Source organism: Colwellia sp. Arc7-D, assembly GCF_003061515.1.
GTDB lineage: Bacteria > Pseudomonadota > Gammaproteobacteria > Enterobacterales > Alteromonadaceae > Cognaticolwellia.
Window position 1 is genome coordinate 2,049,573 of sequence record NZ_CP028924.1, and the last position, 15,592, is coordinate 2,065,164.

12 protein-coding genes are annotated in these 15,592 nt (G+C 38.9%); all 12 read left to right on the plus strand.

The genetic code is table 11. The annotated features are described in order from the left end of the window. The first annotated feature begins 247 nt into the window (after positions 1-247). The 12 genes from DBO93_RS09000 (at position 248) to DBO93_RS09055 (ending at position 15,556) form a co-directional block, all read left to right on the plus strand. The gene (locus tag DBO93_RS09000) at positions 248-2,695 is read left to right on the plus strand and encodes a TonB-dependent receptor (RefSeq protein ID WP_108456044.1); all 2,448 of its coding nucleotides are present in this window, start codon (positions 248-250) and stop codon (positions 2,693-2,695) included. Between the two features lie 465 nt (positions 2,696-3,160). Then, positions 3,161-3,883, plus strand: coding sequence for a histidine phosphatase family protein (locus tag DBO93_RS09005; protein ID WP_108456045.1), 723 nt, complete (start codon positions 3,161-3,163; stop codon positions 3,881-3,883). Between the two features lie 38 nt (positions 3,884-3,921). After that, positions 3,922-4,689 carry an SDR family oxidoreductase gene (locus tag DBO93_RS09010; RefSeq protein WP_108456046.1) on the plus strand — a complete coding sequence of 256 codons (768 nt, stop codon included), beginning with the start codon at positions 3,922-3,924 and terminating at the stop codon, positions 4,687-4,689. A 53-nt stretch (positions 4,690-4,742) separates the two neighbouring features. Further along, complete coding sequence (locus DBO93_RS09015; RefSeq protein WP_108456047.1) at positions 4,743-5,864, plus strand: NADH:flavin oxidoreductase; 1,122 nt, start codon at positions 4,743-4,745, stop codon at positions 5,862-5,864. Between the two features lie 100 nt (positions 5,865-5,964). Next, complete coding sequence (locus DBO93_RS09020) at positions 5,965-7,173, plus strand: acyl-CoA dehydrogenase family protein (protein WP_108456048.1); 1,209 nt, start codon at positions 5,965-5,967, stop codon at positions 7,171-7,173. 59 nt (positions 7,174-7,232) lie between these two features. After that, the gene (locus DBO93_RS09025; protein ID WP_108456049.1) at positions 7,233-8,282 is read left to right on the plus strand and encodes a phosphotransferase family protein; all 1,050 of its coding nucleotides are present in this window, start codon (positions 7,233-7,235) and stop codon (positions 8,280-8,282) included. A gap of 73 nt (positions 8,283-8,355) precedes the next feature. Continuing rightward, positions 8,356-9,117, plus strand: coding sequence for an SDR family oxidoreductase (locus DBO93_RS09030; RefSeq protein WP_108456050.1), 762 nt, complete (start codon positions 8,356-8,358; stop codon positions 9,115-9,117). 77 nt (positions 9,118-9,194) lie between these two features. Further along, complete coding sequence (locus DBO93_RS09035) at positions 9,195-11,000, plus strand: acyl-CoA dehydrogenase (RefSeq protein ID WP_108456051.1); 1,806 nt, start codon at positions 9,195-9,197, stop codon at positions 10,998-11,000. Positions 11,001-11,127: 127 nt separating this feature from the next. Further along, positions 11,128-11,592 (plus strand): MaoC family dehydratase, encoded by a 465-nt coding sequence (locus DBO93_RS09040; RefSeq protein WP_108456052.1) that lies wholly within the window; start codon positions 11,128-11,130, stop codon positions 11,590-11,592. A 51-nt stretch (positions 11,593-11,643) separates the two neighbouring features. After that, complete coding sequence (locus tag DBO93_RS09045) at positions 11,644-12,564, plus strand: SDR family NAD(P)-dependent oxidoreductase (protein WP_108456053.1); 921 nt, start codon at positions 11,644-11,646, stop codon at positions 12,562-12,564. A gap of 74 nt (positions 12,565-12,638) precedes the next feature. Continuing rightward, on the plus strand, positions 12,639-13,820 hold the full coding sequence (locus DBO93_RS09050; protein WP_108456054.1) for an acetyl-CoA C-acyltransferase: 1,182 nt from the start codon (positions 12,639-12,641) through the stop codon (positions 13,818-13,820). Positions 13,821-13,897: 77 nt separating this feature from the next. Continuing rightward, entirely contained in the window at positions 13,898-15,556 is a 1,659-nt protein-coding gene (locus tag DBO93_RS09055) for an AMP-binding protein (RefSeq protein WP_108456055.1), read from the plus strand. The last annotated feature ends 36 nt before the right edge of the window (positions 15,557-15,592 follow it).

The window sequence follows — 15,592 nt, forward strand, 5'->3', positions numbered from 1 at the left end:
ATAATAAGAATAATACATTATTAAATCTATTCATTTGTTTAATTTAATTTCTACACTAGCATATAAAGTAGTACAAAAAATGTGCTGCACGCACCATGAGTATTTTATGTATGGTGCATAAGTACGGTTTATTCATTAAGGCTAAATCGGATTTAATAATAATTCATGCTCAAACAATGTATTTGAGCAGGATGAAATACATTAAATATCTAAATATAGGTATTTAAAGTAATACTGGGGATTCAAGATGAAACAAAGATTAACAACAAAGTATTTTAAAAAAACAATACTCGTTTCAGCAATGATCAGTGCAATCAGTGCTAACGCTGAACAAACAAACATACCTGCAAAAGATGATAGTGAAGATGTAGAAAGGATTATGATCACAGCATCTAAGCGACTGAAGGGTCTACAGGAGTCACCTGTTGCTGTTACCGTGGTGAGTAGCCAAGCTATTGAACAAGCAAAAATATTAGATATAAATGACTTACAAACGTTGGTGCCAACATTAAGAGTTACCCCCTTACAACGTTCAACTAACACTAACTTTTCAATTCGTGGCTTTGGTAACGGTACTAATAATACCGGTATCGAACCGTCAGTAGGGGTTTTTATTGATGGCGTTTATCGATCACGCGCTGCGGCTCAAATTGGTGATTTACCACGTTTACAACAAATAGAAGTACTCAGTGGTCCACAAAGTACCTTATTTGGTAAAAATGCTTCAGCAGGTGTGATCAGTGTTCGTACATTAGCTCCCTCTCATGATTTGCAAGGTAAAGTAGAGCTTGGCATTGGAAACTATAATCAACAATTAGCGAAAGGTTATATTACAAATGGTATAACCGACGAGTTAGCTATCAGCCTGTCGGGTGGTTATAACAAACGAGATGGATATACCGACAGCGTTGTCGGGTTAAATGAAATTAACAATCGTGACCGTTGGAATATACGTGGGCAAGCATTATACGAACCAACCGATAATATAACATTACGATTTATTGCTGATTACAGCGAAATCGATGAAGCTTGTTGTACCGTTGCTGATGTTATAAACGGACCAACAACTGGCGCAGTACGTGCGTTAGGAGGCATTGTTTTAGAAGATACTAACCCTTTCTCTTATCAATCATCACTTAATGTTGACCCGAATAATCAAGTTGAAGATGGTGGGGTATCATTACAAGTTGATGTCGATTTTGACCGTTACACTTTTACGTCTATTACAGCAATACGTAGCAACGATTCAAATTTTTACAATGACGTAGATTATACGTCTTTAGATATACTTCAAGAAGGTGGTCATACCGAAATTGATACCACAACACAGGAGTTCCGTTTAACGTCGACGGCTACCCAAAGGCTAGAATGGATGGTAGGTGCCTATATTTTCACTGAAGATGTTGAAACTGGTGATACCTTATTTTATGGCAATGATATCAGAAATTATTTTGATGTTTTAATGGCCGCTGGTGGAGCCGCTGGGTTATTAGGGGGAGTTGAAGGGGTATATGGACTTGAGCCTGGCACTTTTTTTTCAAATCAATCATCAGTCAATTCAGAATTTAAGCAAGAAAATGACGCCTATTCTATATTTGCAAACTTTGATTATCATATTTCAGATGAACTAACGGCTATTTTTGGTGTTAGCTTTACCAAAGATGAAAAAGAATTATCAATAAACCAAATAAATAGTGATGTACTTTCGGGTATTAATTTAGACACAGATTTAACCGTATTCAACGTTCCTTTAACATTTATACCTACCTTAGCGCCTGCCATTCCAACATTAAAAAGTTTACAGTTTTTACCACCCATGTTGAATTTACCGAATGCCGTTGAGCAGCACCGAACAGATGACAGTAAAACAACTTGGTCAATGCGCTTAGCTTATGAAGTGAACGATAATATAAATGTTTTTGCATCTGCAGCAACTGGTTTTAAAGCATCATCGTGGAACTTATCTAGAAATAGTAACCCGTTTGCCAGAGATCAGTCAGGTATAGATGCGGCAGGTATTGCGATGGCAAATCAAAATTATGGTGGCCGTTATGCATCCCCTGAAGAGTCAAAGGTTTATGAATTGGGTTTAAAAGCTCGATACAAAAAAGGGGCATTTAACATTACTTTGTTTGATCAAACTATTGAAGGCTTTCAGTCCTCAATATTCATTGGTACGGGCTATGTGTTAGCTAATGCGGGTAAACAAAGCACTAAAGGACTTGAATTTGACGCGGCTTATAACCCGACAGAAAATTGGTCATTTACTTTAGCAGGAACATTTCTTGACCCTGTTTATGACGCTTTTGAAGGTGCATCAGGGCTAACTGGCCCAGTAGATCTGTCAGGCGAAAAACCAGCGGGTATTCATGAACAAAGCATAACTGCGGGTATTACTTATAGTTATGAACTTGAAAATGGTGCATATGGCTATGTAAGAACAGACTATTTATATGAGAGTGAGGTACATCTCGTTGAGAACGTACCAGAGTCTTTAACACGCGAAGTAAGTACTTTAAATGCTAGTGCAGGTTTGAATTTTGTAAATGGAGTTCACCTACAGGTGTGGGTACGAAATTTAAATAATGATGAATACTACTTATCAGCGTTCCCGCCACCTATTCAAGCAGGTAGCTTTAATGCGTACCCAAATCAGCCACGTACATTTGGTGCAACACTATCATATGAATTTTAACTGAAAGTATGGAAATAATAGGTTTACATATAAACCTTTAAGTCATCTTTTATTAACATAAGTTAGTGTTGATTTTTTAGCAACAGTCTTGCTTTATTGTATTACATTGCCTAGCAAGGCTGTTGTTAACTTACAAAGTAAGTAGCAATAACATCAATAAAGTTCAAACAATAAATCACTTTATGTTTTATTTAATATTCAAGTTCATGTACCTGAATCTTATCTAAAGTGAGCAATCATCAACTAAAAATCTACATGGCATTATTCGTAATTTGAATAACAAGTTATAACAACTATTCATTTGTTTAATTTATAGGGTGCGATTAACATGGGTTTATAGGCTGATGTTAGTTCATCACATCATTTCTTTAAATCATGTTATGCATGTTGGAGAATCGCAAATGAAAGTAGTTAAGTTTTTTACATTTACTAATCCTCCATTATCTATGGCGATGGATTAGTCTTATGTCAGCTATTTATCTTATTCGTCATGGGCAAGCATCGTTTGGTAAAGCTGATTATGATCAACTGTCTGCTAAAGGCATTAGTCAATCTGAGTTATTGGGTAAATTTTGGCAAGCAATGTCAGCACCTAATAAAGTTTTTACTGGTGACTTACTACGCCATGAGCAAACACTGAAAAATTTCTTACAAGGTTATCAAGGCAATCATCCTTCTACGGTTTTACATTCTGGATTTAATGAATTTAATCATGTCGATATGCTAACGCGATATGATGCCCAATGGAAAGATTTTGCTGCCATTGCCGCTAAATACAATCAACAACCTGACGCGAATAAAATATTCCAAAAAGAGTTTTCACTTGCGCTTAAACGTTGGGTTAGCGGTAAGTATGATAGCGATTACATTGAAAGCTGGTCACAATTTAAAAAGCGGTGCATTGCTGCGCTACAAGATGTTGTGCACCAAGAACTCTTTATTAAAAAAAACGCTGAGAATCTTAACCCAGCTAAAAATATTTGTATCTTTACATCAGGTGGCACTATCTCGGTACTTGTTCAGCACATTCTCGGCCTATCAGATGAAAATACACTCGCAGTTATTCAACAATTACGTAATACAGGCGTAACTAAATTATTTTATTCAAAAAATAAACTCACTCTTGATTATTTAAATAATTATGCTCATTTAACCCAAGCGGGTGCAGACTGGGTAACGTTTAGATAAACATAGATCACAAGAAATTTATAAATAGGAAGATAGATATGAGTACCAATTTATTCGATTTAACGGGCAAAGTTGCTTTAGTTACTGGCGCAAGCAGAGGCATTGGCGAGCATATTGCAAAATTACTCGCGCAAAACGGCGCCCACGTTATTGTATCTAGTCGTAAAGTTGAGGGTTGCCAAGCTATTGTTGAGCAGATAATTGCCGAAGGTGGCAGTGCACAAGCTATTGCATGTCATATTGGCGAGCTAGATCAAATAGAAGCTATCTTTGAACAAATCTCATCAGAGCACGGTAAGTTAGATATTTTAGTCAACAATGCGGCAGCAAATCCCTATTTTGGTCATGTACTTGATACTGATTTATCTGCATTTCAAAAAACAGTCGACGTTAATATTCGTGGTTACTTTTTTATGTCGACTTTAGGCGCTAAATTAATGAAGAAAAATGCAGGTGGCGCAATCGTTAATGTTGCATCTATCAATGGTGTTATACCTGGCGATTATCAAGGTATCTATTCGATAACCAAAGCTGCTGTTATCTCTATGACTAAAACCTTTGCTAAAGAATGTGCACAATTTAATATTCGCGTTAACGCATTACTGCCTGGTGGCACAGATACTAAATTTGCCTCAACGTTAGTTAATAATCCTAAAATACTTAACCAAATGCTACAACATGTTCCGATGAATCGTGTAGCTCAACCTGAAGAAATGGCAGGCACAGTTTTGTATTTGGTGTCTAATGCTTCGAGCTACACCACAGGTACGGCCATTAATGTTGATGGCGGTTATTTAATCGGTTAATTGTTGTACCCGTGGTATAGCAAATCAGTAAATATAAGAGTTCAGGAACAATTATGAGTAACAATAACGCAGCAACAGCAAAACTTTTCCAGTCATTCTCCGCTGGTGGTTTAACATTAAAAAATCGCACCGTTATGGCACCAATGACACGTACGTTTTCACCAAATTATATCCCTACAGCAGATGTAGCTAAATATTATCGTCGAAGAGCAGAAGGTAATGTCGGTCTAATCATCACTGAGGGCACATTTATCTCGCATAAAGCCGCTAATGGTTACGAACGTGTTCCAGCCATTTTTGGCGAAGAAGCACTAGCAGGTTGGAAAACTGTGGTCGATGAAGTTCATGCAGCCGGTGGAAAAATCGCACCACAGCTATGGCATGTAGGCTCAGTTCGAAAAGAAGGTATTGGTCCAGATAAAACTATACCCGCTTATAGTCCATCGGGTTTATATAAACCAGGATCCCCTAATGGTGTCGCTATGAGCCAAGCTGATATTGACGAAGTCGTTGCCTCGTTTGCGCAAGCGGCGTCAGATGCTAAGGCTATCGGATTTGATGCTATTGAAGTGCATGGTGCCCACGGTTATTTAGTGGATCAGTTCTTTTGGGAAGGCACAAATCAACGTAGCGATAAATATGGTGGCTCATTAGAAAACAGAGCGCAATTCGCTGTTGAAATAGTAGAAGCTATTCGCGTTGCTGTCGGTGAAGACTTTCCAATAATTTTTAGATTTTCACAATGGAAGCAGCAAGACTACAACGCCAAGCTTTGCCAAACACCTGAAGAGTTAGCAACATTTTTAACACTATTAAGTAATGCTGGTGTTGATGTCTTTCATGCCAGTACCCGCCGTTTTTGGTTACCTGAATTTGAAGGCTCGGATCTTAACCTTGCTGGTTGGACAAAAAAACTCACCAATAAACCTGTTATCACGGTTGGCAGTGTGGGATTAGATAGTGACTTTACTGGTGAAGGTAGTGCTGATCTTGGAGGCACATCAAACCCTACCGGTATCGAAGGTTTATTAACGCGTTTAAATAATGATGAATTTGACCTAGTTGCTATCGGTCGAGCTTTGTTAGTGGATCCTGAGTGGGTCAACAAAATTCAAAGTAATAAAGAAGACGAAATATCGCCATTTAATAAAGATGCATTGATGAAGCTGAGCTAATTGTTTCAGCATATAGTTTATATAAATCAATTATCTAGAATTAAAAGTATTAACATAAATTGACATATTAAATGTCATTAATAAATATAAGGATCCCCCCATGGATTTTGAATATAGCGACAAAGTAAAAGAATTAATTGCTCGTGTAACTGTGTTTATGGACGAGCATGTTTATCCCGTTGAAGCACTAATGCATGAACAAGTCGCCGAAAATCCATGGTCTACGCCTCCATTAATGGAAGAACTTAAGGCCAAGGCTAAAGCACAAGGTTTATGGAACTTATTTTTGCCTGTAAGTTACGGTAAATATAGTGCTGGCTTAACCAATTTAGAATATGCCCCATTAGCAGAGTTAATGGGCAAAATTATGTGGGCACCTGAAGTATTTAACTGCGCCGCACCTGATACTGGCAATATGGAAGTATTAGCCAAATATGGTAACGAAGCGCAAAAGAAACAATGGTTAGAGCCTTTGTTAGAAGGAAAAATTCGCTCCGCATTTGCCATGACAGAGCCAGAAGTAGCCTCAAGTGATGCCACTAACATTGAAATGCGTATAGAACGCGACGGTGACGAATATGTTATTAACGGTCGTAAGTTTTATATCAGCGGTGCATGTCGTAAACAATGTGAAATTATGATCGTGATGGGTAAAACCGATCCAGGCAATAGCAACCGATACATTCAACAATCACAAGTATTAGTACCCATGAAAACTCCTGGTGTAACCATAGTGAGACCGATGCAAGTCTTTGGTTATAACGACTCACCAGAAGGGCATGCAGAAATTACTTTCGAAAATGTTCGCGTACCAGTAGAAAATATTATTGTTGGTGAAGGTAAAGGATTTGAAATCGCCCAAGGTCGCTTAGGACCAGGACGTATCCACCATTGTATGCGTTCTATCGGTATTGCACAGCGTGCTTTAGATTTAATGTGTAAGCGTGTTAATGAACGTATTGTCTTTGGTCGACCCATGATTAAACAGCAATCGGTGCGTGAAGACATTGCCATTTCTGCTTGCCAAATTGAACAAGCACGTTTAATGACCTTAAAAGCGGCGCAAAAAATGGATCTTGAAGGTAATAAAGCTGCAAAAGATATTATTGCCATGATCAAGATTGTTGCACCCAATATGTCACTTGATGTTATCGACCGGGCAATACAGTGTCATGGCGCGCTTGGTGTCAGCCAAGATACTTTCTTAGCACATGCCTATGCTGGTCAAAGAACTTTGCGCTTAGCAGATGGGCCAGATCAAGTACACATGATGCAACTGGGTCGAGACTTAGTTAAAAAATCTACCTAACGTTAAAACCGGTAAAGATTAAAGCTCTGGCTTAAAGACAACAAATAAAGAGAATATGTATGACAGCGACGGTTACTTTTGATGTAGAAAAACTTACGCAATATCTTGAATCTCATGTAACAGGATTTAAGGGTCCTATGACCTTGAGTAAGTTTAGTGGTGGGCAATCAAATCCAACTTTTAAAGTAACAGCGCAGTCTGGAACTTATGTTCTGCGCAGCCAACCGGCAGGGAAGTTGTTAAAGTCAGCTCATGCGGTTGATAGAGAATATGAAGTTCTTGATGCATTAAAAGAGACAGACGTTGCCGTTGCCAAGGTGTATCACCTGTGTCGAGACACCAGCATTATTGGGTCAATGTTTTACTTGATGGAGTTTTGTGACGGCATTGTTTATTGGAGCGCTTCATTAGCTGAAATTACCAGTAATACCGTTCGTAGCCAAATGTACGATGCGATGAATAAATCATTAGTCGCGCTTCACAGTGTTGATATTAATGCTGTAGGGCTTCAAGACTACGGAAAAGCGGGCAATTATTTTGAACGCCAATTTGGTCGCTGGACTTCGCAATATCGCTCAACAGAGTTACAAGAAATAAAAGCCATGGATCAGTTGATGTTGTGGCTTGAAAATCACTTGCCCGAAGACGACGGAAAAGTGTGTTTAGTTCATGGCGATTTTCGTTTAGACAACATGATGTTTGCCAAAGATAAACCCGAAGTTATTGCCGTACTTGATTGGGAGTTATCTACTTTAGGTCATCCTTATTCTGATTTAGCTTACCAGTGTATGCAACTACGTATGCCACAAGGTATGGGTACTATTGATGGCTTAAAAGGCGTTGATAGGGAAAGTTTAGGGATACCAACAGAAGAACAATATGTCGCTGACTACTGTAAACGTATGGGTATTGAGCAAATTGAAAACTGGAGCTTTTACTTAGCGTTTAGTTTTTTTAGGTTGTCTGCGATAGTTCAAGGGGTAGCAAAAAGAGCATCCGAGGGGAATGCATCCAATGAACATGCCAATAAAGTTGGGGCATTTGTAGAGCCACTTGCACAAATGGCGTTAAGTATTATCGAGCAATCATCAAACTCAGCAGAATCATAAGTGTCATCAGGCTAAGTTCGAGTCTATAACAATAATAACGTGTCAGAACATAATTTTAAGGTAAGGAATAAGCATGGATCCACTATTAGATTTTACTAACAAAGTCGCTGTTATCACAGGCGCAGCACAAGGTTTTGGCAAGTTACTAGCAGAAGAGCTAGCTAAGCGTGGCGCGAAGCTTGTGATCAGTGATGTTAATGAATCAGGGGTATTAAAAGTTGCTCAGGATATTAAATCCACTGGAGCTGAAGTTATAGCACTTGCCTGCAATGTATCAAAAAATGAAGATTGTAAAGCCATGGTAGATGCGGCCATTAAAAATTATGGACGTGTCGATATCGGCGTTAATAACGCCGGTGTAGCACATGAGTTTATGCCATTGCACGACATCGACGAGTCAATAATGGACAGCCAATTTGCCATTAATGTTAAAGGTGTGCAATTTGGTATGCGTTATCAAATTCAACAAATGTTAAAACAAGGCGAAGGTGCCATTCTTAATGTTAGTTCAATGGCTGGTCTTAGTGGAGCAGCACGAGGCAGTGCTTATTCAATGGCAAAACATGCGGTTATCGGGCTAACCAAATCTGGCGCTGTAGAATATGGTCGTAACAATATTAGAATTAATGCCATTTGCCCATTTTTTACCTTAACGCCTATGGTGACTAATTTTGCGGATGAAGAGCAACAAAAAAGAATGAGTAGAGGCGCACCTATGCATCGTTTAGGTGAGCCTAAAGAAATTGTCGCTATGATGCTGATGATGTTATCGCCAGCTAATACTTACATGACAGGCCAATGTATCGCAATTGATGGCGGAGTTTCCGCTCAATAATAGACTGTAATACCCTTTATTAATGACAAAATAATGCACGCTATAATTTAGCTAAGTAAAAATGAGAATATAACTTTATGTCTGCAACCTTAATGAATGAACGTGATCTTGAATTTTTGCTCTACGAGCTTTTTGACAGTGAGGCATTGATAAAAAGGGATCGCTATCAAGATCACGATCGCCAAACATTTAATGAAGTTATGCATACGGCAAAAGCGATAGCAGAAAAACATTTTCTACCGATAAGGCAGAAACTTGATACGCACCAACCTACTTTTGACGGCAAAAATGTCAGCCTTATTCCTGAACTAAAACCGGCTATTGAAGCAGTGATCGCCTCTGGTATTTCTTCAGCAACCGCAGATTATGAATCAAATGGTATGCAATTACCTCCTATTATTGCCAGTGCGGCAAGTACCTTTCTAACTGCCGCGGGTGGGGTTGGCTTAGGCTATAACATGTTAACTAACGCAAATGCCAATCTTCTTCAAGCCCACGGAAGCCCTGAACTTATTGAGAAGTGGGTTAAACCCATGCGCTCAGGACGGTTCATGGGCACTATGGCAATGACAGAACCAGGCAGTGGCTCGGGCCTTGGTGATTTAATTACAAAAGCCGTTATGTCTGAAGATGGTACTTATCGCATTAGTGGCAATAAAATTTATATCTCAGGGGGTGATCATAACTTAAGTGAGAATATCGTTCATTTGGTGCTCGCACGTGTTCAAGGTGCACCCAAAGGCGTTAAAGGTATTTCTTTGTTTGTAGTGCCTAAATACCTAGTGAACGACGATGGTACGATTGGTGAAGAAAATGAAGTTGCACTTGCTGGCTTATTCCACAAAATGGGTGGGCGTGCTCAAACGTCAACCGCGTTAAGCTTTGGTGAAAAAAATGGCGCTATTGGTTATCTGGTTGGTGAAGAGAATCAAGGACTTAAGTACATGTTTCATATGATGAATGAGGCACGTATTATGGTGGGTACCAGTGGCGCGACATTAGCCGTTGCAGGCTATCAATATGCTGTTGAGTACGCAAAAAATCGTCCACAAGGGCGTTTGCCTTCTTGTAAAGATCCGCTTTCTGCCATGGTTAATATTATTGAACACGCTGATGTTCGCCGCATGTTATTGGCACAAAAAGCTTACGCTGAAGGTGCGCTTTCATTAGTGCTTTATGGCTCACAACTGAGTGATGACGAAAAAACTGCGCCAACCAAAGAAGCGCGCGAACATGCCCATGTGTTATTAGACTTTCTGACCCCCATCATTAAAACGTGGCCATCCGAGTACGGCACAAAAGCAAATGACTTAGCGATTCAGGTGCTTGGCGGTCATGGTTATATTAACGAACATCCTGTTGAGTTGTTCTATCGCGACAATCGCTTAAATGCTATTCATGAAGGTACTACAGGCATACAGTCGTTAGATTTATTAACCCGAAAAGTACCGATGCATAACATGGCAGGATATTCTGCAACATTAGCTGAAATTATGAAAATTATTGAGGAAGCTAAACAGCATAAAAACCTCGATGAATTTTCGCTTCAGCTTAGCCAAGCTGTTGAAACTTTAAAGCAAACGACACAATCTGTCTTGGGCGCTATGTCGAGCAAAAACATTGATTTGGCCTTAGCTAATTCAGTTAAGTACCTTGAATTGTTTGGTCACGTTATTGTCGCATGGTTATGGTTAAAGCAGGGCATTGTTGCTAGTCAAGCGCTTAAAAATAAACCACATAAAACCGATGAAGATTTTTATAACGGTAAACTTCAAGCATTGCAGTATTTTTACCGTTTTGAGCTGCCAGAAATTACATTATGGTCAACTATTTTATGTCATACCGATAGTACAACCTATGACATGAAAGCAGATTGGTTTTAACGGTTATGTTGTGCGCCATAGCAGTAAAATATTTATTCGCGCAACGTATAGCGTTAAGTTGTAGAGCTAATCTACAGAAAAATCGAAGAAGTATCTTACATAATAAGCAGTTAGATGGAGTTTAACTATGACAAAAACAATAATAAATAAAGATGAAATAGCCAATTACATTGATTTTGAAGCTAAGCCAACACCTTGGCATAACATAACGCAAACACAAATTAATCAGTTTGCTGATTGTACGATCGATCATCAATTTATTCATGTTGATGAAGAAAAAGCAAAAGCTACCCCATTTGGTTCAACCATAGCGCACGGCTTTTTATCCTTATCTATGCTTTCACATTTTGCAGACAGTTTCAGTGTCATTATCGACGGTTGTTATATGGGTTTAAACGCAGGTTTCGATAAAGTCAGGTTTCTCCAACCCGTAAAAGTAAATAGTCGGGTAAGAGCACATGCTAAAACTTTACATATTGAAGAGAAAAAGCCGGGGCAATTTCGTTTGTGTACACAAGTAACCATTGAAATTGAAGGCTGTGACACACCGGCGTTAATCGCTGAGTGGATCACTGTTCAAATGGTGAAGTAAAACGATAAATCATCTATATCATTTTAATTAAATAAAATATCAGGAAGTATTATGTCAATTAGCTTTGAAGGTAAAGTCGCCATAGTGACTGGTGCAGGTAATGGGTTAGGTCGTTCACATGCATTAGCGCTGGCCGCCCGTGGTGCTAAGGTTGTGGTTAATGATTTAGGTGGAGCGCGCGATGGCAGTGGTGCATCGTCAGTAGCCTCTCAAGAAGTTGTTCGTTTAATTGAAGAAAATGGCGGTGAAGCGATAAGTCATGGCGCTAACGTAGCAAACTTTGATGAAGTGCAAGACATGGTGAATCAAGCGATGGAAAAGTGGGGCCGTGTAGATATTCTTATCAACAATGCCGGTATTCTTCGTGATAAATCGTTTTCTAAAATGACATTAGATGATTTTAAATTGGTTATGGATGTTCATGTTATGGGCACCGTTAATTGTACAAAAGCTGTTTGGGAAATCATGCGTGCACAAAATTATGGCCGTATTGTTATGACAACGTCATCAAGTGGCATGTACGGTAACTTTGGTCAGTCAAATTACGGTGCCGCTAAAATGGCTGTATTAGGTTTGATGAATACCTTAGTGCTTGAAGGGGCAAAAAATAATATTAGAGTCAACGCACTTGCACCAACAGCAGGTACACGTATGACAGAAGATTTAATGCCACCAGAAATTGTACAAGCATTTGCACCCGAAGCGGTTACCGCAGGCCTTTTAACACTTTGTGATGATGAAGCACCTAATCGATTTATTTTATGTGCTGGCGCTGGCGGTTACTCAAGTGCTAGTGTTGTTGAAACCGATGGCTGTTTTCTTTCGCTCGACAAACAATCACCTGAAACTGTGCGAGAGCAATGGCCAGTAATATCAGATAGCAGCACACAGGTACCTTTAGATTCTGGTGCTAAACAGGGTGAAAAGTTTGTTTTGAAAGCAATGGCTTTCATGAAATCACACAATAAATAGTTACGCGTTACAAAATTGTTTTTATATGTCTTTGTTAATTATAATATATTAAGTTAGTTAAAAGGAAATACATCATGAGAGAAGCCGTAATAGTATCCGTTGCACGCACACCGATTGGTAAAGCATATCGAGGTGCATTTAATGATTTATCAGCTCCAACATTGGCAGCTGTTGCCGTAAAAGCAGCAGTAAATCGTGCGGGAGTTGATGTCAGTGAAATTGAAGATTGTATTTTTGGCGCCGCTTTAACCCAAGGTAATCAAGGCATGAATTTTGGCCGTCAAGTTGCCATGGCTGCAGAATTACCGGTGTCAGTTGCAGGAATGACAATAGATCGTCAATGTTCTTCAGGTTTAATGTCAATTGCTGTTGCGGCTAATCATATTGTATGTGATGGCGCTCAGGTTATGGTTGCGGGTGGGTGTGACTCAATCAGTTTAGTGCAAAATGATAAAATGAATATGCATCGATTGGTCGACCCTAGTGTAAAAGCTTACCGACCAGCAATATATATGCCTATGCTAGATACGGCTGAAGTCGTTGCTAAACGTTATGATATTTCAAGAGCAGTACAAGACGCTTACGCACTTAAATCTCAGCAACGTACAGCAAGTGCGCAAGCCGCTAATAAGTTTGATGATGAAATTGTGCCTGTTACAGCCACGCAATTGGTTATGGATAAAGCAACAGGTGACATTAGTAAACAAGAAGTCACTTTAACCAAAGATGAAGGTAACCGTCCATCAACCAATATTGAAGGTTTATCATCATTAAAAGCAGTTAAAGAAAACGGTACTATTACAGGGGGCAATGCTTCACAGTTATCCGACGGTGCAGCGGCTGTTGTGCTAATGGAACGTGAGTTAGCTGAGCAACGTGGTCTTAAGCCTTTAGGTGTTTATCGAGGCATGGCAGTGGCAGGGTGTGAACCGGATGAAATGGGCATAGGCCCAATTTATGCTATACCCAAATTGCTAGCGCGTCATAATTTAACGATAGATGATATTGGTTTATGGGAAATTAACGAAGCATTTGCTGTGCAAGTGATCTATTGTGCAGATAAGTTAGGTATTCCAGAAGATAGATTAAACGTAAATGGTGGTGCTATTTCAATTGGTCATCCATATGGTATGAGCGGCACAAGAATGGTAATGCATGCACTTATTGAAGGTAAACGCCGTGGTGTTAAATATGTTGTGATCAGTATGTGCATTGGTGGTGGTCAAGGTGCTGCGGGTTTGTTTGAAGTATTATAGAAAACCTATTTAGCTATAGAATAAGAAATAAAACATGAAAAGCTATGCTTTAAATAATTGATTGGGGAGATTAAAAAATGGAAAAAATTTGGCTAGAAAAAAGTTACCCGCCTGGTGTTGAGTTCGAAATTAACCCAGACAAATATAAATCTTTGGCAGAATTATTTTTAAAATACACCAAGCTTTATAAAGATAACACTGCCTTTATCAACATGGGTTCAAGCATTACGTATCAAGAGCTAGGGCAACAAGCGAATGATTTTGCTGCTTATTTACAACAAGATCTAGGATTGGTAAAAGGTGATAAATTTGCCATCATGATCCCCAATCTTTTACAGTATCCAGTTGCTTTATTTGGTGCGCTTATCGCAGGGTTAACGGTCGTTAATGTTAATCCTCTATATACTGCGCGTGAATTACAGCATCAATTAAAAAATTCAGGTACTAAAGGCATTCTTATTCTTGAAAACTTTGCACACGTACTTGAAAATGTTATTGAAAAAACTGACGTAGAGCATATTATCACCACTGGGGTTGGCGATCGTCTCAGTAAAATCAAGGGCACCTTAGTTAATTTCGCTTTAAAGTACGTTAAAAAACAAGTGCCTGCATATCACTTTAAACGTTCAATAACTTTCAATGACGCTCTTGCAAAGGGTGCCGCGCTTAATTTTAATCCTGTTGAAGTTGTAGGCACTGATCTCGCCTTTTTACAATATACCGGTGGTACTACTGGCCCCTCTAAAGGCGCAATGTTGACCCATCGTAATATGGTTGCCAACCTTGAGCAATCTAACGCTGCCACTAAAAATATTTATGAAGTGGGTAAAGAAATGATGGTTACTGCTTTACCGCTTTATCATATCTTTGCATTAACATCGAACTGCCTGTGTTTTATTCCATTTGGTGGTACTAATTTGTTAATTACTAATCCACGAAATATGCCTGGTTTTGTTAAAGAATTATCTAAATATCCTTTTACGGCCATTACCGGTGTTAATACATTATTTAATGGTTTATTAAATACTCCTGGCTTTGACAAACTTGACTTTAGTCCATTAAAACTTGGTTTTGCTGGCGGTATGTCAGTACAACGTCCTGTTGCTGAGTTATGGGAAAAAGTGACTGGAACACGATTGTTAGAAGGTTATGGCTTAACTGAGTGTGCTCCATTAGTTACCATGAGCCCTTATAATCAAGAAAGTTACAATGGCACTATTGGTATTCCTGCCTCTTCAACCGATATTCGTTTAATTGGTGACGACGGTGAGGAAGTTGCTTTAGGACAACCTGGTGAAATGTGGGTTAAAGGTCCACAAGTTATGAAAGGTTATTACAATCGTCAAGAAGCAACTGATGAAGTATTAAAAGACGGATGGTTAGCAACCGGTGATATTGCCACCATGGATGAAAATGGTTTCTTCACGATTGTCGATCGTAAAAAAGACATGATCATAGTATCGGGCTTTAACGTTTTTCCTAATGAAATAGAAGAAGTGCTTGTGATGCATGAAGGTGTATTAGAAGCCGCCGCTATTGGTGTTAAAAATGATACAACCGGCGAAGCAGTTAAAGCATTTATTGTTAAAAAAGATCCTAACTTAACTGAACAAGATATATTCGATCATTGTCACACCATGCTTACCAACTATAAGCGTCCTAAGTTTGTTGAATTTATGAATGAACTACCTAAAACTAATGTCGGTAAAGTATTAAGAAAAGAATTACGACAATAAGTATTTAACCATTTACTTACTAATTTAATGGGCTTG

Excerpts from the sequence above, each read along its gene's own strand:
- DBO93_RS09055 (WP_108456055.1), top strand. The coding sequence starts at position 13,898 with ATGGAAAAAATTTGGCTAGAAAAAAGTTACCCGCCTGGTGTTGAGTTC.
- DBO93_RS09015 (WP_108456047.1), top strand. The coding sequence starts at position 4,743 with ATGAGTAACAATAACGCAGCAACAGCAAAACTTTTCCAGTCATTCTCC.
- DBO93_RS09025 (WP_108456049.1), top strand. The coding sequence starts at position 7,233 with ATGACAGCGACGGTTACTTTTGATGTAGAAAAACTTACGCAATATCTT.
- DBO93_RS09030 (WP_108456050.1), top strand. The coding sequence starts at position 8,356 with ATGGATCCACTATTAGATTTTACTAACAAAGTCGCTGTTATCACAGGC.
- DBO93_RS09035 (WP_108456051.1), top strand. The coding sequence starts at position 9,195 with ATGTCTGCAACCTTAATGAATGAACGTGATCTTGAATTTTTGCTCTAC.
- DBO93_RS09040 (WP_108456052.1), top strand. The coding sequence starts at position 11,128 with ATGACAAAAACAATAATAAATAAAGATGAAATAGCCAATTACATTGAT.
- DBO93_RS09000 (WP_108456044.1), top strand. The coding sequence starts at position 248 with ATGAAACAAAGATTAACAACAAAGTATTTTAAAAAAACAATACTCGTT.
- DBO93_RS09005 (WP_108456045.1), top strand. The coding sequence starts at position 3,161 with ATGTCAGCTATTTATCTTATTCGTCATGGGCAAGCATCGTTTGGTAAA.
- DBO93_RS09020 (WP_108456048.1), top strand. The coding sequence starts at position 5,965 with ATGGATTTTGAATATAGCGACAAAGTAAAAGAATTAATTGCTCGTGTA.
- DBO93_RS09050 (WP_108456054.1), top strand. The coding sequence starts at position 12,639 with ATGAGAGAAGCCGTAATAGTATCCGTTGCACGCACACCGATTGGTAAA.
- DBO93_RS09010 (WP_108456046.1), top strand. The coding sequence starts at position 3,922 with ATGAGTACCAATTTATTCGATTTAACGGGCAAAGTTGCTTTAGTTACT.
- DBO93_RS09045 (WP_108456053.1), top strand. The coding sequence starts at position 11,644 with ATGTCAATTAGCTTTGAAGGTAAAGTCGCCATAGTGACTGGTGCAGGT.